Source organism: Tardiphaga sp. GW822-FHT04G09 (assembly GCF_058800725.1).
Map to the genome: position 1 here is coordinate 414,767 of NZ_JBXAMO010000003.1, position 26,890 is coordinate 441,656.

21 protein-coding genes are annotated in these 26,890 nt (G+C 61.9%); 12 read left to right on the forward strand and 9 right to left on the reverse strand.

Annotated features, from left to right (window positions below; translation table 11 throughout):
* Positions 1–22 precede the first annotated feature (22 nt).
* From AC1RLZ_RS08610 to AC1RLZ_RS08625, 4 genes are all read right to left on the reverse strand, one after another.
* Complete coding sequence (locus AC1RLZ_RS08610) at positions 23–2,263, reverse strand: xanthine dehydrogenase family protein molybdopterin-binding subunit (protein WP_493188313.1); 2,241 nt, start codon at positions 2,261–2,263, stop codon at positions 23–25.
* The gene (locus AC1RLZ_RS08615) at positions 2,260–2,730 is read right to left on the reverse strand and encodes a (2Fe-2S)-binding protein (RefSeq protein ID WP_493188314.1); all 471 of its coding nucleotides are present in this window, start codon (positions 2,728–2,730) and stop codon (positions 2,260–2,262) included. Before AC1RLZ_RS08615 ends, AC1RLZ_RS08610 begins: the two co-directional genes overlap by 4 nt.
* Before the next feature lie 242 nt (positions 2,731–2,972).
* The gene (locus AC1RLZ_RS08620; RefSeq protein WP_493188315.1) at positions 2,973–4,322 is read right to left on the reverse strand and encodes an MFS transporter; all 1,350 of its coding nucleotides are present in this window, start codon (positions 4,320–4,322) and stop codon (positions 2,973–2,975) included.
* Positions 4,323–4,371: 49 nt separating this feature from the next.
* The gene (locus tag AC1RLZ_RS08625; protein ID WP_493188316.1) at positions 4,372–5,361 is read right to left on the reverse strand and encodes an amidohydrolase family protein; all 990 of its coding nucleotides are present in this window, start codon (positions 5,359–5,361) and stop codon (positions 4,372–4,374) included.
* Between the two features lie 81 nt (positions 5,362–5,442).
* Between AC1RLZ_RS08625 and AC1RLZ_RS08630 the strand changes: the two genes are divergently transcribed.
* Entirely contained in the window at positions 5,443–6,048 is a 606-nt protein-coding gene (locus AC1RLZ_RS08630; protein WP_493188317.1) for a MarR family winged helix-turn-helix transcriptional regulator, read from the forward strand.
* A 181-nt stretch (positions 6,049–6,229) separates the two neighbouring features.
* Here the strand turns inward: AC1RLZ_RS08630 and AC1RLZ_RS08635 are convergent, their stop codons facing one another.
* Positions 6,230–6,466 carry an Lrp/AsnC ligand binding domain-containing protein gene (locus AC1RLZ_RS08635; protein WP_068735543.1) on the reverse strand — a complete coding sequence of 79 codons (237 nt, stop codon included), beginning with the start codon at positions 6,464–6,466 and terminating at the stop codon, positions 6,230–6,232.
* A gap of 210 nt (positions 6,467–6,676) precedes the next feature.
* Between AC1RLZ_RS08635 and thiD the strand changes: the two genes are divergently transcribed.
* Positions 6,677–7,477: a bifunctional hydroxymethylpyrimidine kinase/phosphomethylpyrimidine kinase gene (gene thiD, locus AC1RLZ_RS08640; RefSeq protein WP_493188318.1), complete on the forward strand. Its 801-nt coding sequence runs from the start codon at positions 6,677–6,679 to the stop codon at positions 7,475–7,477.
* Between the two features lie 41 nt (positions 7,478–7,518).
* Here thiD and AC1RLZ_RS08645 read toward each other — a convergent pair whose 3' ends face one another.
* A complete protein-coding gene (locus tag AC1RLZ_RS08645; RefSeq protein ID WP_493188319.1) occupies positions 7,519–9,246 on the reverse strand; it encodes a methyl-accepting chemotaxis protein in 1,728 nt (575 codons plus the stop codon).
* A 478-nt stretch (positions 9,247–9,724) separates the two neighbouring features.
* On the opposite strand from AC1RLZ_RS08645, the gene AC1RLZ_RS08650 reads away from it, so the two are divergent.
* Genes AC1RLZ_RS08650 through AC1RLZ_RS08665 form a run of 4 tightly spaced genes read left to right on the forward strand, consistent with a single transcriptional unit; the run spans position 9,725 to position 13,342 of the window.
* Complete coding sequence (locus AC1RLZ_RS08650) at positions 9,725–10,384, forward strand: class I SAM-dependent methyltransferase (RefSeq protein ID WP_493188320.1); 660 nt, start codon at positions 9,725–9,727, stop codon at positions 10,382–10,384.
* A 56-nt stretch (positions 10,385–10,440) separates the two neighbouring features.
* Positions 10,441–11,238, forward strand: a complete 798-nt coding sequence (locus AC1RLZ_RS08655) for a UDP-2,3-diacylglucosamine diphosphatase (protein WP_371422124.1) — start codon at positions 10,441–10,443, stop codon at positions 11,236–11,238.
* A gap of 14 nt (positions 11,239–11,252) precedes the next feature.
* On the forward strand, positions 11,253–12,302 hold the full coding sequence (locus tag AC1RLZ_RS08660) for a glycosyltransferase family 4 protein (protein ID WP_493188321.1): 1,050 nt from the start codon (positions 11,253–11,255) through the stop codon (positions 12,300–12,302).
* 53 nt (positions 12,303–12,355) lie between these two features.
* Positions 12,356–13,342, forward strand: coding sequence for a threonine ammonia-lyase (locus tag AC1RLZ_RS08665; protein WP_493188322.1), 987 nt, complete (start codon positions 12,356–12,358; stop codon positions 13,340–13,342).
* Positions 13,343–13,357: 15 nt separating this feature from the next.
* Here AC1RLZ_RS08665 and AC1RLZ_RS08670 read toward each other — a convergent pair whose 3' ends face one another.
* A complete protein-coding gene (locus AC1RLZ_RS08670) occupies positions 13,358–14,593 on the reverse strand; it encodes a hypothetical protein (protein WP_493188323.1) in 1,236 nt (411 codons plus the stop codon).
* A 76-nt stretch (positions 14,594–14,669) separates the two neighbouring features.
* On the opposite strand from AC1RLZ_RS08670, the gene AC1RLZ_RS08675 reads away from it, so the two are divergent.
* A complete protein-coding gene (locus AC1RLZ_RS08675; protein ID WP_493188324.1) occupies positions 14,670–15,881 on the forward strand; it encodes an MFS transporter in 1,212 nt (403 codons plus the stop codon).
* On the opposite strand, the gene dgcA is transcribed toward AC1RLZ_RS08675, so the two are convergent.
* Positions 15,851–16,822 (reverse strand): N-acetyl-D-Glu racemase DgcA, encoded by a 972-nt coding sequence (dgcA, locus tag AC1RLZ_RS08680; protein ID WP_493188394.1) that lies wholly within the window; start codon positions 16,820–16,822, stop codon positions 15,851–15,853. The genes AC1RLZ_RS08675 and dgcA overlap by 31 nt on opposite strands.
* A gap of 254 nt (positions 16,823–17,076) precedes the next feature.
* Between dgcA and AC1RLZ_RS08685 the strand changes: the two genes are divergently transcribed.
* The 5 genes from AC1RLZ_RS08685 to AC1RLZ_RS08705 are packed head-to-tail and all read left to right on the forward strand — an operon-like array spanning position 17,077 to position 21,332.
* Positions 17,077–18,207 carry an ABC transporter permease gene (locus tag AC1RLZ_RS08685; RefSeq protein ID WP_493188325.1) on the forward strand — a complete coding sequence of 377 codons (1,131 nt, stop codon included), beginning with the start codon at positions 17,077–17,079 and terminating at the stop codon, positions 18,205–18,207.
* Positions 18,208–18,212: 5 nt separating this feature from the next.
* Positions 18,213–19,025: an ABC transporter ATP-binding protein gene (locus tag AC1RLZ_RS08690; protein ID WP_371422118.1), complete on the forward strand. Its 813-nt coding sequence runs from the start codon at positions 18,213–18,215 to the stop codon at positions 19,023–19,025.
* A 19-nt stretch (positions 19,026–19,044) separates the two neighbouring features.
* Positions 19,045–19,968, forward strand: coding sequence for an MlaD family protein (locus tag AC1RLZ_RS08695; protein ID WP_371422117.1), 924 nt, complete (start codon positions 19,045–19,047; stop codon positions 19,966–19,968).
* 30 nt (positions 19,969–19,998) lie between these two features.
* A complete protein-coding gene (locus AC1RLZ_RS08700) occupies positions 19,999–20,874 on the forward strand; it encodes an aldose 1-epimerase family protein (protein ID WP_493188326.1) in 876 nt (291 codons plus the stop codon).
* A gap of 53 nt (positions 20,875–20,927) precedes the next feature.
* On the forward strand, positions 20,928–21,332 hold the full coding sequence (locus AC1RLZ_RS08705; protein ID WP_493188327.1) for a GFA family protein: 405 nt from the start codon (positions 20,928–20,930) through the stop codon (positions 21,330–21,332).
* 108 nt (positions 21,333–21,440) lie between these two features.
* On the opposite strand, the gene AC1RLZ_RS08710 is transcribed toward AC1RLZ_RS08705, so the two are convergent.
* A complete protein-coding gene (locus tag AC1RLZ_RS08710) occupies positions 21,441–26,855 on the reverse strand; it encodes an apolipoprotein A-IV repeat region-like domain-containing protein (protein ID WP_493188328.1) in 5,415 nt (1,804 codons plus the stop codon).
* Positions 26,856–26,890 lie beyond the last annotated feature (35 nt).

The window sequence follows — 26,890 nt, forward strand, 5'->3', positions numbered from 1 at the left end:
CTTCATTCGTTGTATCGCCTGATCAAATGCGCAAAGCGTCGCGAATACGTTCTGAGGTTATCGGCAGGTCGCGGATCGGCCGACCGACGGCGTCGGCGACCGCATTCATAAATGCCGCGGACGCTGGACCGATCGTGCCCTCACCCGCTCCAAGGCTAGGTTCTTTTGGATGATCCAGCACAACGACATCAATCTGAGGTATCTCATCGAATGTAATGATTGGATAAGTCGACCAATCCGTGGAGGTGATCTTGTGTTGGGAGAAGCGCACGCGCTCCTTCATTGCCCAACTGATGCCCTGCACGATACCGCCTTCGCTTTGGCTTTTGACGCCGTCTGGATTGATCACTCGACCAACGTCGACCGCTGCATGGACCTTCTTGACGGTCACGTTACATGTGGTTCGATCGAGCTCAACTTCGACCGCTACGGCAGCATACGTCGATATATTTTTGTAGCGTGCATAAGCGAACCCACGGCCTGTCTTGCCGTCGCGTTTCCGATCGACAGGCCAACCGGTCGCGCCGCGCACCGCCTCGACAACGGCCTTCGCGCGAATGTCCGTCAGGTGCTTTAACCTAAATGCGATCGGGTCCTCGCCAGCTACGGCGGCTAGCTCGTCCATAAAACACTCGATAGCCAGAATATTGGAATGCCCGCCCAATGTCCGCAGAGAGCCCGTCCTGATGGGCATCGCGGTCAAGACGTGATGCGCGATGTTCACACGGGGAAGATCGTAGCATGGCACTGCGTTGCGATCGCCGTTCCCGAATGGCTGCGGGATGTGCAACGGCGGAGAGACGGTATAACCTTTATTGAGGTACCAGGCCGCAAGCAAATTTGTCCCTCCTGGCTGTCCGGGACGGGTCGCATGTGTGTTGCTCCAGACGTCGTAGCTCCAATCAACGATTCTGCCCTCGGCGGAAAGACCAGCTTTCGCAGTCATTACCATGGCTGGAGATATCGGCGACCAAGCAAATTCGTCATCCCTCATCCATTGAAGCTTTACGGGACGCCCTTCTACAGACAAGGCAAGCAACGCAGCGTCCAGAGCGGCGTCGTCTGCGCCGTTGTGGCCGTAACAGCCGGAGGCCTGGACGTGGACTACATCTACCAAATTGACGGGTAGCCCTACCACTTTCGCCAGATCGGCGCGCAATGGGAAGGCTCCTTGAGTATGCGACCACACAGTCAATCGCCCGGCGCTAAAACGTGCGACCGCACAGCTGGGGCCGATGCTTCCCTGCGAAAGATACGGTCGAGTGTAGGTCGCCTCTACCCAGTGCGCGATGGGGGCCGTCTGTGTTGTCCTCCCCGTCTCGGCGACGATCAAATCCTCCTTGGCAAACTTCAATAGCTCAGCGGCTAGTTCATTCTCGTTTGGAAGTTTCTCACCTCCCTCCCATCTCGCATTGACCCGCACGGCGTCTGATGCGCGGATCGCCTGCTCTTCACGCTCAGCTACGACTCCTAAAAAACTACCGATATGGACTACTGACAAAACACCCGGCATAGCGCGTACCGCGGACGGGTCGAAACCAACAAGCTTCGCGCCGGGTGTGGGTGGTCTGATCACCCTGCCAAACACCATACCGGGTTGGCGCATATCTTGCAGAAACACGCCCTTTGCCAGAATTTTGTCTGGGAGGTCGATGCGAGCAGTGGACCTGCCCACGATCCGGTATTCATCTGTCGATTTCGGCCTTATCGAGTTGGTGACGTCGCGCGACAGCAGATCCTTATCCTGTGCCGCAAGAGCACCGTAAGTGATGCGACGGCCATCGGCAGCGACAATAACTCCCTTGTCGATCGTTATGGCGCGGGCATCTATCGACCAATAAGAGGACGCGGCAGCCACGAACACAGCTCGAGCCTGCGCACTCGCAATGCGCAGCGCGGATCCGCTCTGTTCAATCGATTGGGAACCGTAAGTGTAGCCTTCGTCAGGCCCACGCGAGGTGTCGGCGGAAATCACCCGGATCATTTCCACTCCGACATCCAACTCCTCGGCAGCTATCTGAGCGAGGGCTGTCAAAATACCCTGGCCAAGTTCAGCCTTGCCGGTGAAGATAGTCACCACATTATCCGCCGATATGCGTATCCAACCGTCCAGCCGCTTCGTCTTGGCGAAACTTATCGGAGCGGCGCCTTCCACTATCTGAGCCATCGCCGTAGGCCGCGGCAGGCTGAAACTCGCAACAAGTATACCAGCACTGACTAAAAAGTCCCGCCGCGTCGTACCACGGTTTTGAGATCGGCTCATCGTGCTTTCTCCATCGATGCCATTTGCACAGCCGCTACAATACGATTATGTACGCCGCATCTGCAGAGATTACCGTTCAACGCGCTCCTGATCTGTTCTTCGCTCGGATGTTTCTCTCGAAGCAAGAGGGCTTTTGCCGTCATGATCATGCCATTCGTGCAATAACCACATTGCGCTGCCTCGAGTTGAATGAAAGCTCTCTGCAACGCGTCTAGCTTCCCGTTCACGGCCAGGCCATCGAGCGTAACGACCTTGGTGCCTTCCAAGGCACTCACCGGCGTGACGCAAGACCGCGTTGCATTGCCGTCCACCAGCACGACGCAGGCGCCGCACTGGCCCAGCCCACACCCAAATTTGGGGCCGTTGAGCGCGAGATCGTTGCGCAATACGTACAATGCAGGCACATCTTCATCGCAGTGCACTTGTACCTTCTTGTTGTCGACGTCGAGCGACAAATATCTCGTCATTTTCTTCACCCACTATTGCAAGTTTGTTCCGACAGTTATCGCCTTGAAGTTCGTTCCATACTGTAGGCACCAGGGCCAATGTCGGCGCTGAGCTTGCGAGCTCGCTCGGCTTGATCGGCGGTGGAAAGAACCACGGCGCGTCGAAGGCCCAAGGACCATGGTTCATCGATCACGCGTAAAGAGGTGCCGTAGCCAAATATGACGCGTATCGGAGACTGAACGGAGTTGAATGATCTCATGGTTCACACCATCACGGTGCTTCGGTCTTGAGCCGGGCCGATGCTCTTCAACAGCGATCCTACCGCGACGGCCGCAGTCGCAGCAGCGCACCCGATAGCCCAAAACACCGCGTTCGAACCGTAGACCGTTTGCTGAAGGAGGCCGGCAACGAAAGGGCCCAAGATCGCGCCTACGCGGCCGACCCCGAGCATCATCCCAACGCCGCTCGCTCTGATGCTGGTGTCGTACGTCCCTGCAGTAAAGTTGTTCAGCACGTGCTGTGCTCCGATGATGCAGAACCCTGCTACCGCGACGATTGCCAAATTGGGACTATGCTGATTGACAAAAACGAGCGTGATGACAGCGACGCCACCGACAAACCACCAGGAAGCCAAATAGAGAGGAGCGTTTGCCAACTTCCTATCGGCAAGAAGCGCGAGCGTCAGCCCTCCGAAGAAGGAAGTCGCCTGCATGAGAGCACCAAACCCGAACGAAGCCGCGAACGTTTCTCCGCGGTGCATCATTACGGTCGGTATCCAGCCCGTAAGGCCGAAGATTGCGAAGAGGCTCATGAACGCCGTAAGCCAAAGCGTCAGCGATTGACGTCGATAGCGTCCGCCTAACAGTTGTGCGATCCCGGATTGTGCCTTTGTCTCGCCTGGAGCGATAAATTGTGCACTCACATACGTTTCGGCGCGTTCGGGCCGCAATTTGCCAAGCAAGGCTTTCAGTTCATGCCAACGTCCTCGGGAAGCGAGGAACTTCGGGCTTTCTGGCAGGATTTTATGGGCGACGATCGTCAGTGGAATAGAGAGTGCGCCAACGTAGTAAAGTGCCTGCCAGCCGTAGATCGGCGTCAGAAATACCCCGGCCACACCTGCGAGCATACCGCCAAGCGACCACCCGAGTGTGACCCCCCAAAGAGAGAACGTGTTGCTGACCCGACGCGGGGCTAGTTCGTTTATGAATGTTGTTCCCAAAGGTAAAAGGACTCCGAGGCCCAATCCAGTGAGGAAACGAAGCGAACAAAAGCTCCAAAAGTTATCTGCGAAGATGGCGGTGGCGACTGTGAAGACGTTGACCACCCAAAGTCCGGCAAGGAGCGTGCCGCGCCGTCCGAGGCGGTCGGCGATGGCGCCATGCCCCACTGCGCCGAAGAGAAAGCCGATGAGGCCGGAACTGATGAGAAATCCGGCCTGGCCAGGTTGTAGCCCCCATGGCTGAGCGACATAGTGAATCACGTAAGCGGGATTGAAGGTATCGTAGCCGTCGAAGAGCGTAATCAGGGTGATAAGTAGACCAAGACTTTTATGCATGGGCCCTATTTTCGCTTCGGCTAATTCTTCATGAACGTCTATCGCAACATCTGTCATGGTCGTTTCTCCCGGATTGGTTGTTATCACCGCTTCTTTGGCGGCTATTTCATTTGGTATTGGAATCCAGCTTGAAGAGCTTGCGTGCGTTGCCGTAGCCGATCTTCTGGCGGTCGCCTTCAGAGATCGAGGCGTTGTCGAACCAATCTGCGGCGTGATCGATGTTCTCGAACGGCCAGTCCGCAGAAAATAGGATGCGGTCGGCGCCAATCTCAAGCATGGCGTCGATCAACGTCTGTGTTCGGAAATTCCCCGAAGTCGTGATGTGAAAGTTCTCTCTAAAGTAGTCCGCGATCTTGCGCTTTGCCTGATACTGATTTTGACGGCTCATCCACTTGTTGCGGTTGTCGATCCTCCACAACGAATACGGCAATCCCTCGCCCATGTGCCCCAAAATGATCTGAAGGCGAGGATGCTCATCGAAAAGACCGGAGCCCATCAGGCGTAACGCGTGCACGGCAGTCTCTTGGCCGAATGCCCATGTCGGACCAAGCAGCCAAGGGTGTCCCTCATAAATGCCAGCATCTTGCGGTCTTGGATTCCGCGGATGCAGGTAAAACGGCACGTCTAGACGCTCGAGCTCAGCCCAAAACAGACGAAATGCGAGCGCGTCGTAGTACAGGGGCTTGGCGCTATCGGCGGTGTCACTGAAGCCGTTGACCAAGACTCCGCGGAACCCGAGTTCAAGTACGCAACGCCGGGCTTCTTGCGCGGCACCGTCGGGGTTCTGCATCGCGATGGCAGCCAAGCCCTGAAATCGTGTCGGCCGTCGCGCAATTTGCTCTGCTAGGAAGTCGTTCGCCCGCCGTGCGGTGTCGCTCGCATCCGCCGGGTCGATGATTGCCTGCACAGCAGGTGCATTCAGCGACAGCAGCATCAACTCGATGCCGTGCTTATCCATCTCGCGCAATCGCTTCTCATGGATATCCAGCAGGCGAGATCTCAGTTCTGGCCAATCAGCCTCCGGCGCGAAAAGAGCGCTGTCTCCAAGAGACTCTTCCGTCGCAAAATGTTCTTCAAGCGCAATCTTGTTTTGCATCGTTCATCCGCTCGTAACCATCGCTTGACGGGATCAGACCGTTCGTACATTAACTTGTCAGCGGTAAAGTTGCAAATGCAAATGATTGATATGCAAATGTTGCGCCCGCGAACAAACGCGATTAGGCCGGGGGCTCCTCACTCCACCGGGTCCAGCGATATGTATCGTCTATCGAAATCTTTCCCTTACTTGATTGCCCGACTCGGCATTCGCACCGGTGACCTGTTTGCCCGTGTGATCAAAAGGGACGGCCTCAGTCTTCAGATGTATCGCGTTCTTGCGGCGCTTACGGAGGAAGATCGCCCACTAAGGCTCGGCGAGCTTGCTGCGCTGACTTCAGCCGATCTTTCGACCCTTTCGCGGGTGGTTGCTGATCTTCACCGTCGAGGTGTCTTGCTCCGTCAACGACCCGAGCACGATCAAAGGTCGCTTCAAGTTAGCCTGACTGACCAAGGAAGAATGCTCGCCGCGCGATACATGCCAGTGGCCGCCCACTTCGAGCAGCTGGCTACAACCAATCTCTCTTCAGCCGACACGCAGGCACTGAAGGACATACTCCGTCAATTGTACGAAAACCTGGATCTGATCGAGGCAAAAGTCTCGCAAGGCGAAATTGACGCGATCATCGAAGGAACCGAAAAGCCAGGAAGCCGGAAAAAGGGCACCGCGGCCAAGACAAAAAAATAGACACGAAGAAATCGGGAGAGAGACGTGCCAAACGAAACCGTCATCGTTGTGGGCGATGGAATTGGCGGGCAATGCGGTGCCATCAAGCCTCAAGGCCTATGCGGAGCGGCAATGGCAGCGGGCGTCCGTGCAACAATGGGTCAAACGGGCGCGCTGAAGCGGGAACGCGCCGTGGCCCGCCTCAAAACGCCTTGAACGTAATGATCGTGTGCGTGTCCTGGATGCCCGGGATCGTCTGCACCTTCTCGTTGACGAAATGGCCGATATCCGTCGCGTTATCGACGTAGAATTTCACCAGCAGGTCGTAATGGCCGGCGGTGGAATAGATTTCCGAGGCGATTTCGGCTTCGGCCAGCGCGTTGGCGACGGCGTAGGATTGGCCAAGCTTGCACTTGAACTGGACAAAGAAGGGGACCATCGGGATTCTCCGGAAACGGGCGATTGAGAGCATGATCCGGAAAGTGGGAACCGGTTTTCCGAAAGATCATGCTCAAAAAAGAGATGGGATCATCAAGCCCAAAACAGGGGGCGGCGCAAGCCGCCAGCATGTCGCCACCTTGCCGGCCTGACGATGGCGGGCTAGGACTGAGGCATCCGCTTATCCCTTGATCCTGCGCGAGTTTTCCCGATGCCCACGCCCATTGCGCTGACCATTGCCGGTTCGGATTCCTCGGGCGGCGCCGGGATCCAGGCCGACCTCAAGACCTTCGCGGCGCTGGGCGTCTATGGCGCCTCGGTGATCTCCGCGCTGACCGCCCAGAACACCAAGGGCGTCACCGGCATCCATCAGGTGCCGGCGGAGTTTGTGGCTGAACAGATCAACGCCGTGTTCGTCGATCTCGCGGTCGGCGCCGTTAAAATTGGCATGGTCGCGCAGCGCGACGTGATCGAGGCCATCGCGGCGGGCCTCGCTACGTGGCAGCCGAAACATGTGGTGCTCGACCCCGTGATGGTGGCGACCTCAGGCGATCGCCTGCTGGCGCCGGAGGCCATCGCGGCGCTGCGCAGCACACTGATTCCGCTGGCGCAGATCATCACGCCGAACCTGCCGGAGGCAGCTGCGCTGCTAGACGAGCCGATGGTGGAAGGTGATGCGGCCATCGAAGCGCAGGGCAAGCGTTTGCTCACGCTCGGCTGCAAGGCTGTGCTGATCAAGGGCGGCCACGGGACTGGCCCGGAGAGCACCGACTATTTCATCACCGCGGACCGCGTCATTGCGTTGCCGGCACCGCGCGTTGCGACGAAGAACACCCATGGCACGGGCTGCACGCTGTCGTCTGCCATCGCGGCCGGGCTTGCCAAAGGCGAGACGCTGGAGGCGTCGGTGCGTTCAGCGAAGGCCTATGTCACGGCCGCGATTGCTGCAGCCGATCGGTTTACAGTCGGGCACGGCCACGGGCCGGTGCATCACTTCCACGGCTCTTACTGATCCCCGTCTCGTCGCCCGCGCGCGGGCCTCAGGCCGCCTTCTCAAGCAGCTTTGGCGCGATCGGTCGGCGTTTCGCGCAGGGTGACAAAGAACTGCTTCACCTGTTCGGCGAGATCGCCGGCGGCCGAGGAGACGTTGCCGGAGGCGCTGAACACGTCATCGGCCGAGCGGTTGGTTTCGCTGATCGCCATGTTGACCGCCGAGATGTTCGACGCCAGCATCTGGGTGCCGGCTGCGGCCATCTGCACGTTCTGGGAGATTTCCCGCGTCGCTGCGCCCTGCTGCTCCATGGCGCTGGCGATCGCGGTGGTAACCTCGTCGATCTCGCGCATGGACAGTGCAATCTCCTTGACCGAGGCCACGGCCGTCGTTGTGGTGGCCTGAATGCTGGCGATCTGCTGGGCGATCTCGCTCGTTGCCTGGGCGGTCTGGCTGGCCAGCGATTTGACCTCAGATGCCACTACAGCAAAGCCGCGGCCGGATTCACCGGCGCGGGCTGCCTCGATAGTGGCATTGAGCGCCAGCAGGTTGGTCTGTGCGGCGATGGCCTGGATCAGGTCGACCACGGATCCGATCCGTTGCGCGGCCTCGGCGAGGCCTTCGATCTCTGCTTCGGAACGGCTGGTCGTGGCACCCGCCGTGGTGACGGTCAATGTCGCACGCTCGATCTGACGGCCGATCTCCATGATCGAACTCGTCAACTCCTCCGCTGCCGACGCTACGGTCTGGACGTTGGTTGCCGTTTCCTCCGACGCGCCTGCTGCAGAAATAGCCTGCTGTGCTGCGTCGCCGGCAATCCCCGTCAGAGACTGCGCGGTCTGTTTGAGTGTGCCGGCATTCTCGCCCACCGTTGTCAGCAATCCGTCGGCGGTGACGCGGAAGCTCTCAACGGTGCGCTCGATGTGACGATTGCGCGCCTCGCGTTCAGCCACTTCGATCGCAATGCCTTTCGCGGCATCCTGCTGCGCAACGACATTGTCGCGGAACTTGGCGACGGCGCCAGCGACCGTGCCGATCTCGTCGGCACGCCGTGCAGTGTCGAATGCGGCGGTCGTATCGCCGCCCGCCAGGCGCACGGAATCTCTTACCAGTTCGATCATCGGTTTGACGATTCCGAAGCGGCCGATCAGGAAGCCCGCCGCCAGTCCGAACAGCACGCCGATCACCGTTGCGATGATCAACAGCCGCGAGGTCGTGACATATTCCTCCGATGCGGCTTGTGTGTAGAGATCCACACGATCGAGCAGACGGTTCGAGACGGCGCGCATCGCGGTCCGCACCTTCTCCGCGGCCTCGCGGCCCTTCACGGCGGCTTCGCGCAGCCGATTGGTCTGCTCGTCGAGATGCACATCGGCGGCGGAGCTGGCGAGCTTGATGGTGGTCTCCAGGTTGGTCTTGTATGCTGCGAGCGCTTCGTTCACGGCCGGCAACATGGCGCGCGTCTGCTCGTCGCGGGTTTCCTGGATGCTGGCGATGCCGGCCTCCAGCGACTTCAACTGCGTTTCGATGTCCTGTTTGGTTTGCGCGACGTTCTGCGGCCGGGGATCCAGCGCAAGACGGAATTCGGCGCGATTGAGCCCGATGACTTCCTGGTTCGCGCGGGCGCCCGTCAAGGCGCGCTTCGATGACTTGCTCATGTTGGTTGCGCCTTCATCGAGCCTCGCCATCGCACTGATGCCGAGCCAGCTCAGACCGATGGCGATCGACGCCATCAGGCCGACGATCGCCAGGATTTTGGTGAGCACATTGAAACGGGCAAGAAACGTCACGAGCGCCTCCAGGTGTTGGCTGACCATGGCATGCCCGTTCGGTTTCGCGGACATCGATCACGCTGATGTTGGCAGCGGGGGATTAATCTTTAATGAAACCAAAGGTAGTATAGCTTGTGTGGCGTCCTATCGTGGTGGTGTGCTTATGCCCATCGCGTCCGTGTGTGTAGCTTGGAAATGCAGAAGGCGTATGCTGCACCGGCCGCTATGCCTTCCAATCACGCATGACCAGTCCGATGGCTGTCGCGATCCAGGCCGGCAAAGCGTGTGCGCCAAGCGGCGCCCATGTCGGCCGCGTTGTCCTTGGCCGTCGCTGTCCGCCTACCAGGAGCAACATCCACCGAAACGCCAGTAGCCCATCGATGCCTCGCAGGAGCGTCGTGCGACACTCTGTCGTCGATCTGTCATCGCCGCTTGATATCAGCCGAGCAGAGAATTGGTTGTCCGATTCTTTCGGACACGCTGGACGGAACCTGTGATGGCGACGCTGGATCTGGAAAAATCCATTGTTGAAACAGCCTATGCGCGCTGGGCTCCGATCTATGATGCGGTGTGCGGCCCGGTGATGCTGAAGGGACGCCGTGCGGCTGCGGAAGCAGCGCGTGCTGTGGGTGGCAAGGTGCTTGAGGTCGGCGTCGGCACCGGTCTGTCATTCGATGACTACGACGCGACCACCGAAATTACCGGTATCGATCTCAGCGCGCCCATGCTCGCCAAGGCGCGCGCCAAGATGGCGACTGGCCGCTATCCATGGGTCAAGGACGTCCAGGAGATGGACGCCCATGCGATGAGCTTTGCAGACGCGACCTTCGACTGTGTTGTCGCGCAGTTCGTGATTACGCTGGTCGAGAATCCCGAGCAGGTGCTGTCGGAATGCCACCGCGTGGTGAAGCCGGGCGGACGCATCATCCTCGTCAATCATCTGTATTCGGAGACTGGCCTTGCAGCCGCTGTCGAGCGTTGGGCGGCGGTGAAGACCCGTTCCCTCGGTCTGCGTCCGGAATTTCCGTTCGCGCGATTGCAGGCATGGTCGCAGGCGAACGCTGAATCAATCCTCATCGAACGCCGCAAGGTGGCGCCGTTCGGTATCTACACATTGGTTACTTTTGAGCGAACCGCGGCGGCACTGGCGGCGTAAATCGTCATCGCCGTGTCATGCAAATCAGTTAGCTGCTCGACATGGAAAGAGACGTGATGAGTGAAGGCAACGAAAAGCGCTTTCGCACCTTGTTTATCTCCGACGTCCACCTCGGCGCCCGTGGATCGCAGGCTGACCGGCTGCTGGACTTCCTCCGTATCCATGATGCCGATACCATTTATCTCGTTGGCGATATCGTCGATGGCTGGGCGCTGAAATCCGGCTGGCACTGGCCGCAATCCCATAACGACTTCGTCCAGAAGATGCTGCGCAAGGTGCGTAAGGGCGCCAAGGTCGTTTATATCCCCGGCAATCACGACGAGTTCCTGCGCAGCTATTACGGTACGCATTTCGGCGGTATCGAGGTCGTCGAGACCGCGACGCATGAAGGCGCGGACGGCAAGAAATATCTCGTCATCCACGGCGACATCTTCGACCTCGTGGTGCAGAACGCGCGCTGGCTCGCCCATCTCGGCGACAAGGCCTATGACTTCGCAATCCAGATGAACCGCTTGGTCAATGCGCTGCGCAAATTGTTTGGCTTCCCTTACTGGTCGCTCTCGAAATGGGCCAAGATGAAGGTGAAGAACGCGGTCAATTATATCGGTGCGTTCGAAGAGACGCTGGCGGGTGAAGCGCGGCGGCATGGCGCTGACGGCGTGATCTGCGGTCATATTCACTACGCGACGATCCGTGACGAGCACGGCATCCGCTACATGAATTGCGGCGATTGGGTCGAAAGCTGCACGGCGCTGGTCGAACATGAGGATGGCCGCTTCGAGATTATTACCTGGACCGATCCGGTCCGTCGCGGCATGCCGGTGCAGGCGCTCGCACCGGCCAAGGCGGCTTGAAGGATGGCGGCCTGATGCGCATTCTCGTCGCTACCGATGCCTGGCATCCCCAAGTCAACGGCGTCGTGCGCACGCTGACGATGATGGCGGAGGCGGCGAAGGGGTTTGGCGTCGATGTGAGTTTTCTCACGCCGGAATCGTTTCGCACGGTGGCATTGCCAAGTTACGCGGATCTGCGGGTTGCGATCCCCACCCGCCGCAAGATCGCGCAACTGATTGACGAGGCCAGGCCGGACAACATCCATATCGCGACGGAAGGCCCGATCGGATTTTCTGCGCGCGCTTATTGCCGCCGTCGCAACATTCCCTTCACCACCAGTTTTCACACGCGCTTTCCCGAATATATCTCGGCGCGTTTTCCGATCCCGGAATCCTGGGTTTGGGCCGGCCTGCGCCGCTTTCACGGCGCCAGCTCTGCCGTGATGGCGGCGACGCCGGCGCTGGCGACCGAGCTGCGCGAACGCGGCTTTCGCAATGTCGTGCTGTGGCCGCGCGGTGTCGATGCCAATCTGTTTCATCCGCGCCAGGTCGATCTCGGCAAACCGAAGCCGATTTTTCTCTCGGTCGGCCGCGTCGCCGTCGAGAAAAACCTCGAAGCCTTTCTCGATCTCGATCTGCCGGGTACGAAGGTCGTGGTCGGTGATGGCCCGGCCCGTGCGGCGCTCGAAGCGAAATATCCCGAGGCGCTGTTCATGGGCGCGTTGCAGGGCGAGGCTCTGGCCGTTGCCTATGCCTCAGCCGATGTCTTCGTGTTTCCGAGCAAGACCGACACCTATGGTCTCGTATTGCTCGAGGCGCTGGCGAGCGGCGTGCCGGTGGCAGCCTTCCCGGTGACGGGTCCGAAGGACGTGATCGGCGCGTCGCCGGTCGGTGTGTTGTCGGACGACTTGCGGCAGGCCTGTCTCAAGGCGCTCGACATTTCGCCGCAGGATTGTCTCAGCTTTGCTGCCGGGCACACCTGGGAAGCGTCGGCGCGCGCTTTCGTCAGCAATATCAGCCATGTGCGGGCCGAAATCGCCGCCCGTGTACCGTCCGCAGCGAAGCATCCGCGTTTCGCTGCCTGATCTGCGATTTGTATAGCTTGCCCGCTGGTTGTGCCGCGCGATAAAACGCGCGCATGACAAGCACCCCATTGCCGATTACATCCGCCGATATCGATGCCGCCGCGCGCGTCATCGCCCCTTATGCAGTGCGCACGCCGTTGCTCCGGTCGCCTGCGCTCGATACGCTGACCGGCGCGACAGTGTTCCTGAAGCCGGAAGTGCTGCAGCGAACCGGCTCGTTCAAGTTCCGCGGCGCCTTCAACAAGATCTCGTCGATCCCCGAGGGTGAGCGCGGCAGGGGCGTCGTCGCATTCTCGTCCGGCAATCATGCGCAGGGCGTGGCCGCCGCAGCGCAGATTCTCGGCATGAAGGCGACCATCGTGATGCCGTCCGATGCGCCGGTGTCGAAGGTCGAGCGGACCAGGGGCTATGGCGCCGAAGTCGTGCTTTATGATCGCGTCAAGGAAGATCGCGAAGCCATTGCCCGCGAGATCGCCGGCAAGAGCGGCGCCACGGTCGTGCCACCCTATGACGATGTCTTCGTGATGGCAGGGCAGGGCACTGTCGGGCGCGAGATCGCGGAAGACATGGCCGCCTTGGGTATCGTACCGGACATCGTGTCGTCGCAGGCGTCCGGCGGCGGTCTGATCGGCGGCATTGCGACGGCGGTGAAGGCCCGATTCCCCGAGACCTCGATCATCGTCGCTGAACCCGCAGGCTTTGACGATCACGGCCTCTCATTGCAGGCCGGCAAGCGCGTCGCCCACAGCAATGCAGGGCGCACGATCTGCGATGCGCTGATGGCCCTGACGCCCGGCGAAATCACCTTCGCCGTCAATCGGCATCTGCTGTCGGGCGCCGTCACCGCTACTGACGAGGAAGTCGGCAAGGCGATGGCTTTTGCGTTCCGCGACTTGAAGCTGGTGGTCGAGCCCGGCGGCGCTGTGGCGCTGGCCGCTCTGATGCACGGGCGTTTCGACGCCCGCGGCAAGACCGTGGTGATCGTTCTGTCGGGCGGCAATGTCGATGCGGATCTCTACGCCAGGATCATCAACGCCTGATCGGAACAGAAGCGCCTACGAGAAGAACGCGATCTTCTCGGCCTGCGTCATCTTGCGAATTGGCGCCAGCGGGTCCGATGCCGGCGCGTTCGGATCCGCGATCACGCCACCGGCAATCAGCGCTGCGCCCAGCGAGGGCGCGGCCGCTTCCACCTGAGGGATCAGGTCCGGCTGCGGTGGCTCAGGCGCCAGCGCGACCTCTGCAATCTGCGCCAGTGTCATCAGATCGGGATTGATAGCCTGAGGCTCGGCTGGCTGAACAGCGGCAGCTTCCAGCTGCATCACCTCAGCCTCTGCAAGTTGAGGCTCGATGAAATCAGGCTCGCTCAGATCGAGCGCACCCATCTCCGCCGCAACCATGTCGAGCACGGCGAGGTCGTGTTCGTCCTCAACGTCGCTCGTCATCTCGGGCGCCTGCGCGATGTCGTCTGCGGCCGTGTCCGCAGAGGCCTCAGCGATCGTCGCGGCGAGCTCTGTGGTGGCTTCTGCGACAGGCGCAGCCGCTTCGGCAACGGCTTCCGCTGCGACCGTTTCCGCAACGACCGGCTGCACAGTCATGCGCGGCGGTGCGTTGGAGATCGTGACCGTCTCGGCCAGTACTTCGCTTGCCTGCGACTTGAACAGCGGCGTCACGGAAGCTTCGCGTGCTTCGGTGACGACGGGCTCGGCCTTTTCAGCAACCGGTGCCTGCTCGGCCTGCGCAACTGTCGTTGCGCTGCCGTCTACCATTTGCTCGATCCGCTGCATCAGCAGATCGTAGCTCGCCAACACATCCTCACGGCCGTTGCCGTCGAGCGCCTGCTGGCCGGCCTCGATGGCCTTCACCTGGGTGTCCAGCAGGTCGCAGATGCGGATATCCGCGCCGCATTCACGCAGCGTCCAGGCGATCTCGCGAATGATGCGGGTGCCATTGCGGGCGCCCGTCAGTGTCTCATCGGTGTCGACACGGGGCATCGCCTCGATGGCGGTTGCCTTGGCCTGGCGGACGGCAGAGCGGATCGCGCCGAGCGCGGCGATCAGGCTGAGCGCCGGTGCCTGTTTCTGGGCGGCGAGATTGGCTTCCAGTCGCGTAACGGCTTCGAGGACAAGGCTGGTATCGGCCGTGCGGTTACGCTTGGCATATTCAGCGAGAAACCAGCGGCCGCGCGCGGTCTCCATGAAGGCTTCGCGGATCGCGTCATAGTCTGCCTCGCCCGGCACATTGGGGCGGGCGGAGATCGGCGACAGGGCAAATGCTTCTTCGGCCATCATGATAACTCGTGGCGCGCGGGGGGATGCGCGGTATGTAACCATCACCACGATCCCGTAGCGAATCGCAGTTCACCTCATGATAACCGAATCTGCCACCCATAGCGCCCCGCAAATCCGCCGCAAATTCGCGCTGCGGCTGGCGATGTTCTACGGCACCGTGTTCGGCTCCAGCGGCTTCTATTTGCCGTTCTTCCCGGTCTGGCTGAAGGCGATCGGGATCGACCCGACATGGATCGGCGCCATCCTGGCGGTGCCGTCGATGACGCGCTTCACGACGCTGCCGTTCATCACCGCTTTTGCCGAGCGGCGTCACGCCCTGCGCCAGACGATGATCGCCTGCGCCTTCCTCACCATGATCGGTTTCGCGCTGGTTGGGACGTTGCATGCGCCGCTTCCAGTGCTCGTTGTGTTCGCGCTGACCGCGGTGGTGTGGACGCCGCTGACGGCGCTGACCGACGGCTATGCGCTGAAGGGTGTCGTGCGCTTCGGCTTCGATTACGGGCCGCTGCGGCTATGGGGCTCGGCGGCTTTCGTTGTCGGGGCGCTCGCCTGTGGCATGGTCGTCAATTGGCTCGACGGCCAGCATCTGATCTGGGTGATCGTCGCCGCGATGGTGTTGTCCGCTATCGTCAGTCTCGGTCTGCAGCCGCTGGGTGCGCCGGTCGGCGATGGCACGACGCTGTCCAAGGCGAGCACGCTGCTGCGCGATCCCGGTTTTCTGGCGATCGCAATCTCCGCCGCGCTGATCCAGGGCAGCCATGCCGGCTACTACACTTTCGCCTCGATCACCTGGCAGGCGGCAGGTCTTGACGGCCTGACCATCGCGGGCCTTTGGACGCTCGGCGTCCTCGCCGAGATCGTCCTGTTCGCAGTGTCGCCGCGTCTGACACTGGCACCCGCGACAATGGTCATCCTTGGCGGGCTCGGCGCATTGCTGCGCTGGACCCTGACCGCGCAGACACTGCCGCTACCCGTTCTCGTGGTCGTCCAGTTGCTGCACGGCGCGACGTATGGCTTGACTCAGCTCGGCACCATGGGCCTGTTGCTGCATCACGTCCCACCACATGTGATGGCGCGCGCGCAGGGCTATGTCACCGCCTGCACCGGTCTCGTGATGAGCAGTATGGCGGTTCTGTCAGGTGCGATCTATGCGCGCTATGGCGAGGGCGTTTACTACGTGATGGCCGTGCTCGGCCTGTGCGGCGCCTGCGTGATCTGGTTTGGCCGCAGGCGCGCGGGCCAGCGGCTCGGCGAGATTCAGCCCCAGAGCGCGGTGTCGGGCGGATAGACCGTGCTCTTGTCGTAGCGCAAACCATCATCGCGATCGCCGGCCAGCAACAGCGGACCATCGAGATCGACGAAGCGCGCATAGTGCGCAATCAGCATCGCCGGCGCCATCGCCAGCGACGTCGCCACCATGCAGCCCACCATGATGTCGAGGTTCATGGCACGTGCCGCGTCGGCCATCGCCAGTGCTTCCGTCAGGCCGCCGGTCTTGTCGAGCTTGATATTGATCGCATCGTAGCGCCCGCGTAACGCCTCGAGCGAAGCGAGGCCATGCACGCTCTCGTCGGCGCAGACCATGATCGGCCGATGCACATGCATCAGCGCATCATCCTTGCCTGCCGGCAGCGGCTGCTCGATCAGCGTGACGCCGGCGTGATGGCAGGCATCGAGATTGGCCTGCAGGTTGTCGGGCGTCCATGCCTCATTGGCATCGACGATCAACTCGGATTCCGGTGCAGCCTGGCGCACGGCCGTGATGCGGCTGATGTCGTCGTCACTGCCGAGCTTGATCTTCAGGAGCGGCCGGTAGGCCGCCTTTGCGGTGGCGGAGGCCATCGCCTCGGGTGTGCCGAGCGAGATCGTATAGGCGGTGGTGCAGGCGCGCGGTGCCGGCCGCTGCAGCATGTCCCAGACGCGCTGGCCCTGGCTCTTGGCTTCGAGGTCGAGGAGGGCGCAATCCACGGCGTTACGCGCGGCACCGGCAGGCATGGCCGATTGCAGGGCGTTTCGGTCGAGGCCCGCGGCAAATCGGTCCTGCATCGCCAGGATGGCCGCCAGCGTGGCCTCCGGGGTCTCGCCATAGCGCGCATAGGGGACGCATTCGCCACGGCCGGTCAAACCGCCGCGGTGGATCTCGGCGACCACGACGACGGCCTCTGTTTTGGCGCCGCGGCTGATGGTGAAGGCGCCAGCGATCGGCCATTGCTCGATCCGGGCGGTCATTAGGGCGGGGGCAGCGTCGGATGCGGACAATGCGGCGTCTTTCGGGCTGTGCCGGCAACGGCGGGGTAATGACGTGTCTATAAGTTTACTTGATCGCCGTGAACTTGTTTGCGACGCAATGCCAGTGTCTGACAGGGCGGATTAAGGCTATATTAACCATAGCAACGTGTTGGCTTCACTTGGCTTCTCAGAAACGTATTTGGGCGTGTTAATACTTTGTTCATGCACAGACTGAACGCCCGCGGGAGCCTGTTTTGAGCGGCCCGACCCTGGAACAGATCGCGAAAGGCGACGGCTTGGCGCTGTGCGCGGCTGGGTCGTGGACGGCGCGTTTTGCCCCCGCACTCGAAAAACTCGTCGGCGAGGCCGAAAAGCTGACCGGCAGCCGTCCCAACATCTTCATCGACGTGTCGCAGGTCTCCAAGCTGGACACATTTGGCGCCTGGCTGATCGAGAGGTTGCGCCGGGCGCTGACCAATGGCGGCCACGAGGCGCAGATCGCAGGCCTTTCGGCGAATTACGCGACCCTGGTCGACGAGGTCCGCCGCGTGAAGCCTGCCGTCCCGTTACCGCCAAGCGGTAGCGCCCTGACCGCCGTGCTCGATGGGATCGGGCGCAACATCTACGGCATCGGCCAAACCCTCGTCGCCCTCGTCGACATGATCGGCGCCGTGATCGCCGCTTGGTTCCGCGTCTGGCGACATCCGTCGAAGTTCCGGCTCACCTCCGTGGTGCATCACCTGCAGCAGGTGTGTTGGAACGCGGTCCCGATCGTGGTGCTGATCACGTTCCTGATCGGCTGTATCGTCGCCCAGCAAGGCCTGTTCCATTTCCGCCGCTTCGGCGCCGACGTCTTCGTGGTCGACATGCTCGGCGTGCTGGTGCTGCGCGAGCTCGGCGTGCTTTTGGTGGCGATCATGGTCGCCGGTCGTTCCGGCAGTGCCTATACCGCCGAACTCGGTTCCATGAAGATGCGCGAGGAAATCGATGCGCTGCGCACCATGGGCTTCGATGCCATCGAAGTCCTGATCCTGCCGCGTATGGTGGCGCTGGTGCTGGCTCTGCCTATTCTCGCATTTCTCGGCGCGATGGCTGCGCTCTATGGCGGCGGTCTGGTCGCCTGGCTCTATGGCGGCGTCGACCCGTCGTCGTTTCTGTCGCGACTGCGTGAGGCGATTTCGATCAACCACTTCATCGTCGGAATGGTGAAGGCGCCCGTGATGGCCATGGTGATCGGCATCGTGGCCTGCGTCGAAGGCCTTGCCGTGCAGGGCAGCGCTGAGTCGTTGGGGCAGCACACCACGTCGTCCGTGGTGAAGGGAATCTTCTTCGTGATCGTGATGGACGGCGTATTCGCGATCTTCTTCGCATCGATCGGGATCTGACGGCCATGACCTCGACGACTGCGACCCCCATTACCGAGACGCCGACGGCGGCTGCCTCTACGTCTGCCAATGCGATCATCAGCGTGCGCGATCTCACCGTGGCATTCGGCAGCCGCCGCGTGCTCGACGGCCTCCATCTCGATGTCACCCGCGGCGAAATCCTCGGTTTCGTCGGTGCATCCGGCGCCGGCAAGTCGGTGCTGATGCGCACGATCATTGGCCTCGTTCCGAAGGTCTCCGGCACGATCGAAGTGTTCGGCACCGATCTCGATAGCGGCGACAAGGCGCGCCGCGATGTCGAGCGACGCTGGGGTATCCTGTTTCAGCACGGTGCGCTGTTCTCGTCGCTCAGCGTGCGACAGAACATCCAGTTTCCGGTGCGCGAATATCTCAAGGTCTCGGAGCGTCTGCTCGATGAGATCACCATGGCCAAGCTCACCATGGTCGGTCTCAAGCCGGAGGTCGCCGATCGCTACCCGTCGGAACTTTCGGGCGGCATGATCAAGCGCGTGGCGCTGGCGCGGGCGCTCGCGCTCGATCCGGAGATCGTGTTCCTGGATGAGCCGACCTCGGGTCTCGATCCGATCGGCGCCGGCGATTTCGACGAACTGGTGCGCACGCTGCAGCGAACTTTGGGGCTGACCGTTTTCATGGTAACTCATGATCTCGACAGCCTGCATACAGCCTGCGACCGGATCGCCGTTCTTGGCAATGGCAAGATCATCGCGCAGGGAACGATGGCCGACATGCTGGCCTCGCAACATCCCTGGCTACGGGAATATTTCCACGGCAAGCGCGCACGCGCTGTTATCGGCTAGTTGTACTGGAGTTGGTTTGATGGAAACGCGGGCGAACTTCGTCCTGATCGGAACTTTCACGCTGGCGGTGATTGCCGCAGCGTTCGGCTTCGTGTTGTGGTTCCAGAATCTGCATTCGACCACGCAGCGCACGCCGCTGCGCATCATCTTCGAAGGCGCGGCGTCGGGCCTGCGCAACGGCGGCAATGTCAATTTCAATGGTATCCGGGTCGGTGAAGTCGTCTCCGTGAAGCTCGACAACCCGAAGCGGGTCGTTGCGCTGGCGATGGTCGAGAACATCGCACCCATTCGCAAGGACACGCTGGTCGGCCTGGAATTCCAGGGGCTCACGGGTGTAGCGGCGATCGCGCTGAAGGGCGGCGATGAAGCTGCGCCTGCGGTCCCGCTGGATACCGACGGAGTGCCGGTGCTGACGGCAGATCCGGAGCTGCTGCGGGATATTTCTGAATCGATCCGGGCAACCCTGAACAACGTCAATCGTCTGGTCGCCGACAATCAGGATACTCTCAAGGGCGCCATGAAGAATGTCGAAACCTTCACGGCGACGCTCGCGAAAAATTCCGAAGTGATCGACGGCATCATGCTCAAGATCGACAGCGTGATGGGAAAGGCCGACGGTGTCATGGGCAAGGCTGACAGCGTCGTCGGGCGAACCGACAACATCCTGCTCGGCCTGGATGCGCTTGCGGGTGGCAAGGACGGCGGTGAGCTGACCGCGGCCGTGAAGTCGTTCCATGAGCTGACGGAGAATCTCGACAAGCGTTCCGGTGCATTGATGCTCGATGGTCGCCGTACCCTCGCGGATATCAGCCGCGCCGTGAACAATCTCGATCGCAATCCGACGCGCCTGTTGTTCGGTGCGAGCAGCAGCAGTACACCTGCAGCAGCACCAGTCCCGGCGACTCCAGTTCCTGCTGCTCCGCGTCGTCGTCAGGCCCAATAGCGATCGCGTTCAATAGATTGGAGAATGCTGATGGAGACCGATGATCGTTTCACCATCAGCAACGGCCGTGTCACGGCGACTATCAAGGCGGATGGCGCGGAATTATGCTCGCTGGAAGATGCCAACGGGCATGAAGTGCTCTGGCAGGCCGGCGAGGAATGGCCGCGCCATGCGCCGCTGCTGTTTCCGATTGTCGGCAAGCTGAAGGACGATGTGCTGCGCCATCGCGGCCAGACCTATGCGATGACCCAGCACGGCTTTGCGCGCGACCAGCGCTTCAGCTGGACCGGGCAGGGACCGTCGTCCTGCGCGCTTTCGCTGATGGACAATGACGCCAGCCGCGCGAAATATCCCTTCGCCTTCAGGCTGGACGTGACCTATGCGATCGAAGGTGATGCACTGGTGATCGGCTATGCCGTGACCAATACAGGCGACGAGACGCTGCCAGCCTCGATCGGCGCGCATCCCGCCTTTCACTGGCCGCTGACGGACGGCGCCGACAAGCGGGCACATACGATCATCTTCTCCGATGCCGAGCCGGCGCCGATCAGACGGCTCGAGGGTGGACTGTTGCTGAGGGAGCCAGAACTATCACCGGTGCAGGGTGGCGCACTGGCGCTGTCGGAATCGCTGTTCGTGAAGGATGCGATGATCTTCGATCATCTCGCCAGCAGGTCGCTGAGTTATGGCGCGCCTGGCGGGCCAACTATCACCTTCGCCTGGGAAGGCTTTCGCGAACTCGGCATCTGGTCGAAACCATCCGGGGCTGCATTCCTCTGCATCGAGCCGTGGTACGGCTATGCCAGCCCGGTGGATTTCGACGGCGAGTTCACCGACAAGCCGGGCGTGATGCATATCGCGGTGGGCGATACGCGCAGCTTCACCCAACGCATCGGGTTCGCATAAGGTAACTGTCACGGCCCGTGATCCAGCAGACCGCTGCATCGAGGAGGTCTGTTATGTCGAGAACCGCGTCCTGTTCGTGCGGTCAGCTGTCCATCGTGCTCGAAGGCGAGCCGAGGGGCGTCGGTATATGCCACTGTCTCGCTTGCCAGCGCCGGACCGGTAGCGTCTTCGCCGCACTCGCAGGCTTTGGGCCGCATTACAAGGTGAGCGGCATCGCAACCGAATATGTCCGCACCGGGGATCAGGGCGCGCGCTTCCGATTCCGGTTCTGTCCCGTCTGCGGCACCAATCTCTTCCACACCGAAGAAGGATATGAAGCGCGCTCGGTAGCTGTGGCGGTCGGATGCTTTGCCGATCCGGATTTTCCGCCCCCGGAGGTCTCCGTCTATCACTGCCGCCGGCATGCCTGGGTGTCCTTGCCGTTCGGCGTCAGTATTCACGACAAGGATCCCGCGTGATGGCGGCACCGGCCTGGCCCCGCGTATAGCGCTCCGGCACAACAGCAGGCCCAATAAAAAAGCGGAGGCATTGCTGCCTCCGCTTTTCGCGTTCGTATTTAATCTTGCTTAGCCCAGCCGGCCCGCTGCATGCGCGAGCAAGGTGTAGACCAGACCCGTTTCCGAGGTGAGATGGCTGCGCAGCGCTGCCGGGCCGCGTTCATCGCGGGCGACTTCGTCGAGCAGGCGTTCGAACTCGGTGATGTAGCGATCCACCGTGCCCTTGAAGTTGCGGTCGGCGCGATACTTGCGGGCGACCTCGTCGAAGGCTTTCTGGCCGGCAGGCGTGTAGAGCCGCTTGCTGAAGGCCTTGCTCTCACCGCGCTGATAGCGATCCCACATTTCGGCAGCCAGTGTGCGATCCATCAGGCGGCCGATGTCGAGTGACAGCGACTCCAGTGGATTGGCCGAGGCAGCAGGCTGCTGCGACGCAGGGGCGCGGCGCGGCGGCGTGCGATCTTCCTCGACGTGATCGGCACGGCCGAGCAGATCCGACAACCAGCCGTCGCGGCCCTGGTCGGAACTTGCCGGAGCGACCGACGGTGCTTCGGTGCGGCGCGGGCCGGGGCCACCGATATCTGGCATCGGCAGGCTAGACGCGCTGCGGGCCGGTGGTTCCTCGCGGCGCGGGGCGGGACGCGGAGCCTCGTGACGCGCTTCGCTACGGCTGCCGGCGATCGCCATTGCCGGCTCCTCGTCACGCTGCACGCTGGTGGTGCGGCTGGTCGAGACCACGTCGAGGCCGCGACCATGACGGGCGACGATGCGGTTCAGCTCGGCGAGCGCCTCAATCTGGTCGACGATCACCTTGCGCATCTGCGCAGTGCTCTCGGCGGCTTCCTGTGGCATGTCGAGAACGCCACGGCGCAGTTCGGTACGGGTGCTCTCGAGTTCGCTGTGCATTTCGGCAGCCATCTGCTTCATGCTGGCGACCATCGACGAGAACTTGTCGGCCGACTGCTTGAACATGGCATCGGCTTCCTGCGTGCCCTGCTGGTAGATCTCGCTCATGGCTTGCGTTGTCGCGCGACGTTCCTCTTCCGCCGCGGTGCGGACGGCTTCGAACTGCCGGCTGATCGCAGCCGAGCCCTGACCTGCGGTCTCCGCAACGACGCGGGCGATGTCGCGGGCACGCTCTTCGGCGGCTGCCAGCGATTCATCGAGCAGGCTGGTGAAGCGGGTGAGGCGCTGGTCAAGATCGGTGGTGCGCAGGTCGATGGTGGTGACCAGCGATTCGAGCGCGGCCTTGCGCTCGCCGACAGACGACATCGTGGAGCGGTTGCTCTGTTCGACCAGAGCCGCGGCATCCACGAGGGCGTGGCCGTGGGTTTCGAACTGGCCCGAGAGCGAGCCGAGATCTTCCAGGGCCTTCGAGGTCTTGGAAGTGAACACGGTGAGCTGTTCTTCCAGAGTCTGGGTCGCCAGGCCGTTGCGCGAGGTCACGTCGTTCATGGTGGACACGAAGTCCGCCACGCGGGTGACCAGGGCGCGCTCCAGCGAGTTGAGGTTGTCGTGGGCGCCGGTGAGGACTTCCTGCAGCAGGATGTTGCCTTCACGCAGCCGCTCGAACAGCGCCACGGTATCGGTGCGCAGGATCTTGCTGGTTTCCTGCATCTCGGTGACCGCAGTGATCGAGACCTGACGCGACTGCTCGATGGCAGTGCGGGAGCTCTGCTCGAGATCCTTCAGCGACTTGTTGACCGCACCAGTGGCGAGTTCGCCAGCCGTGGTGATAGCGCGAGCCACGTCGGTGCTGTTGGTGACCATGGTCTGCGAGAAGGTCTGGCCACGGGTCTCGATCGCCTTGAGCGCGTCGGCGGTGACGCGATCGATATCGACGGTGAGCTGATTGGCCTTGGTACCCAGCGCATCGACCAGCGAACCGCGCTTGGCATCGACCATCTGCGACAGACGGTCGGTCTGCTGCTGCACATAGGTGACGATTTCGTCGGTCTTGCCGGTCATCGTGGTGCCGAAGCTGCCCGAAGCGGCGAATACCGACCGCTCGATCTCCGACGAGGTCGTCTTGATCTTGGTGGTGATCTCGTTCGAAGCGGCGAGCAGCGAGTTCTGCGCATTGAGCGCACTGGCCTGGATGTTGTCGGTGGTGTTGGCGGTGACGTTCGAGAGCGAACGCTCGATGTCGGCGGAGATCACCTTGATCTGGTTTGCGGCATCCGCCGAGGAGGTCGCCAGCGACGTCTGCACTTCGCGGGCGCTTGAGAGGATCGCAGCCGCCGTATCGGCGCCGACCGCAGTGAGTGTGCGCTGCACGTCGATCGAGAGCGACTTCACATGGTTCGATGCCTCGGAAGATGCCGTGGCCAGCGTGCTCTGGGCTTCGCGGGCGCCGGCGACGATCGACTCGGCGGTGGCGGTGCCGGCCGTCGTGAGGCTGCGTTCCATGTCCGCTACGAGGTTGCGGACGTGGTTCGATGCTTCGGTCGAGGCATCGACCAGCGAGGCCTGGACATTGCGCGTACTGGCCAGGATCGACTCCGCGCTGGCGGTGCCGGCGGCGATCAGCGTGCGCTCCACATCGGCCGCAAGGGTGCGGACCTGCTGCGAGGCGTCGGTCGATGCGGCGACGAGCGTGCTCTGCGCGGCGCGGGCGCCGGACAGCACCGAGTCGGCCGTTGCGGTGCCTGCGGAGGTCAGGGTGCGTTCGATATCGGCCGAGAGCGACTGAATCTGGCTGGCGACTTCCGAAGAGGTGGCAACCAGTGTCGACTGGGCGTCGCGGGCACCCGAAAGCATTGAAGCTGCGGTGGCCGAGCCGGCCGCAGTGAGCGCGCGTTCGACATCGGCCGACAGTGACTTCACCTGCAGCGAGGCTTCCGAAGACGCGTTGACCAGCGTGGCCTGCGCATCGCGGGCGCTGTTGACGATGGCCGTGGCGGCAGTGGTGCCGACGGCGGTCAGCGAGCTCTCGATATCCGACGCAGTCAGCTTCAGCTGTGCGCCGACATCGGTCGAGACCGACACGAGGGATTCCTGCGCGGCGCGGGCGCCGGCCTGAATGGTCTCGCTGGTATTGACCATGAGATGCGTGAGCGAACGCTCGGCGTCCTCGACATTGGTCTTGATGCCGATCGAGAGTTCTTCGGCGCGGGCCATGAGCGAGTCGCTGGCCGTGCGGCCGGACGTTTCGATACGGCCGGCAACAGCCTCAATGCGCGAGCCGAGCAGTTCCTCGAATTGTTCGACACGGGTTTCGATCTCGCCGGCAACAATGCCGATACGACCTTCCATGCCTTCGTGGATCGTCTGGAAGCGTGCAGTGATGGTATCCGCGAACTGAGTGCTGCGGCTGTCGATGGCGTCGGTGACGTTGTTGATGCGGCTGTCGATGGCGGTGATCGCCTGCGTCGTGCCTTCGGTGAGCGAGCTCGTGAAGTACGAAAGGCGGTCGTCGATCGAGTGGATCGCCTGTACGGCGCCTTCCGTGAGCGCGGTGGTCAGGTGGGTCAAGCGGTCGTCGACCGAGCTGACTGCGAGCTTCGCGCCTTCGGTCAGGGCGGTGGTCAGATGCGTCAGGCGTGAGTCGACCGACTGGACGGCCTGATGGGCACCTGCCGAAAGCGTCGATGCGAGGTTTTCAAGACGCGTATCGATGGTCGCGGTGACCGACTGGGCGCGCGCGTCGAACGTTTCTTCAAGGCTCTTGAGGCGTCCATCGACGGTCTCGTCGAACGACTTGATCCTGGTGTCGAGCGATGCATCGAGATTGACGACGCGGCCTTCGAATTTGGTCTCGAATGCTGCGAGGCGAGTGTCGAGCGACGACGTGATGCCGCCGACATTGGATGCGACGCGGGTGTCGAAGTTGTCGACATAGGTCTTCAGCGTCTCGCTGATGTCCTGCGTGCGCTGACCGAGACGGTCGACGACTTCGCCGCCGAAGGTCTTCACCGTGCGGTCGAATTCCGAGATGTGCTTGGTGATGAGCGCCCCGAGCGTGCCGCTGTCGCGCGAGAAACGCTCGGCCAGCTCAGAGCCCTGTTCCTTCACCAGTTCGTCGAAGGCGTTCATCTGCAGGCTGATGGTGTCGTGCGCGGTCTCGGTCTGGCTCGCGACCTTGGCCACCAGCGCGTTGACGGTGGCGTCGAGGGACTCGCTGGCCTTGTCGCCCGACGTGAGAATCTGGTTGGCAAGGCGGTTGCCGGCATCGTCGATCTTGCTGACGAGGTCGCCGCTGCGCAGCTCAAGTTCGAGCAGCAGGCTATCGCTGGAATTCTTCAGCGAGTCATGGACCTGCTCGGTGCGATCCGACACGCGATCGACAATCGTGGCCGACCGCTGTTCGAATTCGTTGGTGATGCGGTCGATACGCTCGTTGAGCATTTCGTGGACGCGGTCGGCGAGATCGACGAATTCGTCGTGCACGTGACCGGTCTTGAAATTGAGGCTGGTGGTCAGCCGCTCGCTGGCGTCGAGCACCGCGCGGGTGGTCTCTGCACTGGCCTCTTCGAGACGGTCGAGGAGGTCGCCGCCGCGCTCGCCGAGCGCGAGAATCATGTTGTCGCCGGCATTGCCGAGCGCACGGGTGATGTGTTCGCCGCGCTCTTCGAGGGCACCGGTGATGCTCTTGGCGACTTCATCGACGCGTGAGGCGATGGCGTCTGAAATCAGCGCGATGTCGTGACGGAGATCGATCTGCACGCCTGAAATGGCGGAGCGAACCTGCTCGGCCTGGCCCACGAGGTTGTCGCGCTGATGCGCGATGTCCTGCAGCAGGGCGCGGATGCGGACTTCGTTGTCAGAGTAAGCGCGCTCCAGCGCGGAAACTTCGTTGGCGACGAGGGTTTCGAGTTCGCCGGCACGCGCAATCGCGCGCTCGACGCCGTCGCCCATGGCGGCGACTTCGCGGCGGATCGCCTGGCCGACCGTGACCATCGAGTCGCTGGCGGCGCCTTCGGGCTCCGAGAAGCGGATCGCGACCTGTGCCATCGACTGGGCGATCAGGCGCATTTCCTGCCCGCGCCAGGCGAGGCTGGCGAGGAAGTAAAACAGCAAAATCGGAGCGAACAGCAGCGCTGCAAGGCCAGCCAGTGCCAGCGTGCCGCCCGAGCCCTGACCGATCAGGGCCTGCAGCGACGGCAGGAACGCAACGGTCAACAGGCCTGCGCCGACGATCCACAGACCGGCAAACAGGGTGGCAAGCGTATAGACGTTGCGGGCAGGGCGGTTCTTCTGCAGCGCCTGCAGGATCTGGCCGATGGTTTCGCGGTCGTCGTTCGCGGGACGGCGTGCAAAGCGCTGTTCGTCCTGCGACTCGAAGCTCGGGCGATCATTGGCGATACGCGCGTCAAAGGCGTTGTCGTCGAGATCGACGGGGGACGATGAACTGATGGGAGCGTTATCGGCACGGATCGCGGGTTGATCGCGATCGACCTGCGCGGGGTCGCTGATATTGAGTGCTTCCTGGATGGCAGAGAGCGCGACTTCGGTCGGATCCTTGGCCTTTTTGGTGTTGTTTGCCATGCTCGTACCACGCCCCCTGATTACGCAACTACTCG

Bases quoted from the DNA above. Each gene is read 5' to 3' on its own strand.
- AC1RLZ_RS08610 (WP_493188313.1), bottom strand. From the start codon at position 2,263: ATGAGCCGATCTCAAAACCGTGGTACGACGCGGCGGGACTTTTTAGTC.
- AC1RLZ_RS08615 (WP_493188314.1), bottom strand. From the start codon at position 2,730: ATGACGAGATATTTGTCGCTCGACGTCGACAACAAGAAGGTACAAGTG.
- AC1RLZ_RS08620 (WP_493188315.1), bottom strand. From the start codon at position 4,322: ATGACAGATGTTGCGATAGACGTTCATGAAGAATTAGCCGAAGCGAAA.
- AC1RLZ_RS08625 (WP_493188316.1), bottom strand. From the start codon at position 5,361: ATGCAAAACAAGATTGCGCTTGAAGAACATTTTGCGACGGAAGAGTCT.
- AC1RLZ_RS08630 (WP_493188317.1), top strand. From the start codon at position 5,443: ATGATTGATATGCAAATGTTGCGCCCGCGAACAAACGCGATTAGGCCG.
- AC1RLZ_RS08635 (WP_068735543.1), bottom strand. From the start codon at position 6,466: ATGGTCCCCTTCTTTGTCCAGTTCAAGTGCAAGCTTGGCCAATCCTAC.
- thiD (WP_493188318.1), top strand. From the start codon at position 6,677: ATGCCCACGCCCATTGCGCTGACCATTGCCGGTTCGGATTCCTCGGGC.
- AC1RLZ_RS08650 (WP_493188320.1), top strand. From the start codon at position 9,725: ATGGCGACGCTGGATCTGGAAAAATCCATTGTTGAAACAGCCTATGCG.
- AC1RLZ_RS08655 (WP_371422124.1), top strand. From the start codon at position 10,441: ATGAGTGAAGGCAACGAAAAGCGCTTTCGCACCTTGTTTATCTCCGAC.
- AC1RLZ_RS08660 (WP_493188321.1), top strand. From the start codon at position 11,253: ATGCGCATTCTCGTCGCTACCGATGCCTGGCATCCCCAAGTCAACGGC.
- AC1RLZ_RS08665 (WP_493188322.1), top strand. From the start codon at position 12,356: ATGACAAGCACCCCATTGCCGATTACATCCGCCGATATCGATGCCGCC.
- AC1RLZ_RS08670 (WP_493188323.1), bottom strand. From the start codon at position 14,593: ATGATGGCCGAAGAAGCATTTGCCCTGTCGCCGATCTCCGCCCGCCCC.
- AC1RLZ_RS08675 (WP_493188324.1), top strand. From the start codon at position 14,670: ATGATAACCGAATCTGCCACCCATAGCGCCCCGCAAATCCGCCGCAAA.
- dgcA (WP_493188394.1), bottom strand. From the start codon at position 16,822: ATGACCGCCCGGATCGAGCAATGGCCGATCGCTGGCGCCTTCACCATC.
- AC1RLZ_RS08690 (WP_371422118.1), top strand. From the start codon at position 18,213: ATGACCTCGACGACTGCGACCCCCATTACCGAGACGCCGACGGCGGCT.
- AC1RLZ_RS08695 (WP_371422117.1), top strand. From the start codon at position 19,045: ATGGAAACGCGGGCGAACTTCGTCCTGATCGGAACTTTCACGCTGGCG.
- AC1RLZ_RS08700 (WP_493188326.1), top strand. From the start codon at position 19,999: ATGGAGACCGATGATCGTTTCACCATCAGCAACGGCCGTGTCACGGCG.
- AC1RLZ_RS08705 (WP_493188327.1), top strand. From the start codon at position 20,928: ATGTCGAGAACCGCGTCCTGTTCGTGCGGTCAGCTGTCCATCGTGCTC.
- AC1RLZ_RS08710 (WP_493188328.1), bottom strand. From the start codon at position 26,855: ATGGCAAACAACACCAAAAAGGCCAAGGATCCGACCGAAGTCGCGCTC.